At 47.5% G+C, this 548-nt stretch carries 1 tRNA gene and 2 rRNA genes; all 3 read right to left on the reverse strand.

The annotated features are described in order from the left end of the window. Positions 1 to 92 (reverse strand): 23S ribosomal RNA (locus tag NNO04_RS22550); the annotation flags it as partial. A 217-nt stretch (positions 93 to 309) separates the two neighbouring features. Beyond that, positions 310 to 385: transfer RNA gene (locus NNO04_RS22555), tRNA-Glu, on the reverse strand. A gap of 85 nt (positions 386 to 470) precedes the next feature. Next, positions 471 to 548, reverse strand: a 16S ribosomal RNA gene (locus NNO04_RS22560); the annotation flags it as partial.

A 548-nucleotide genomic window follows, 5' to 3' on the forward strand; every position in this document is an offset into this window, starting at 1 on the left:
ATATCACCTTACCGACGCTTATCGCAGATTAGCACGTCCTTCATCGCCTCTGACTGCCAGGGCATCCACCGTGTACGCTTAGTCGCTTAACCTCACAACCCGAAGATGTTTCGTAAAACACCNCCGTGTCGTGAAAATTTGAGAGACTCGAACACACCGCTTTTCATTTCTTATTACGGAGAAATGAAACAGTGTGTCGTTTCAATTTTCAGCTTGATCCAGATTTTTAAAGAGCAAATATCTCAAACATGACTCGGAAGTCAGTTTTGAGATATTAAGGCAGGTGACTTTCACTCACGAACCAGCAAGTGGCGTCCCCTAGGGGATTCGAACCCCTGTTACCGCCGTGAAAGGGCGGTGTCCTGGGCCTCTAGACGAAGGGGACGTATCAGTCTCAATCGCAAGACGCCTTGCTATTTACTTTTCATCAGACAATCTGTGTGAGCACTGCAAAGGCAGGTTCTTTAAGGTAAGGAGGTGATCCAACCGCAGGTTCCCCTACGGTTACCTTGTTACGACTTCACCCCAGTCATGAATCACAAAGTGGT

This window comes from Citrobacter sp. Awk 4 (genome assembly GCF_028069725.1).
Lineage (GTDB): Bacteria > Pseudomonadota > Gammaproteobacteria > Enterobacterales > Enterobacteriaceae > Citrobacter_D.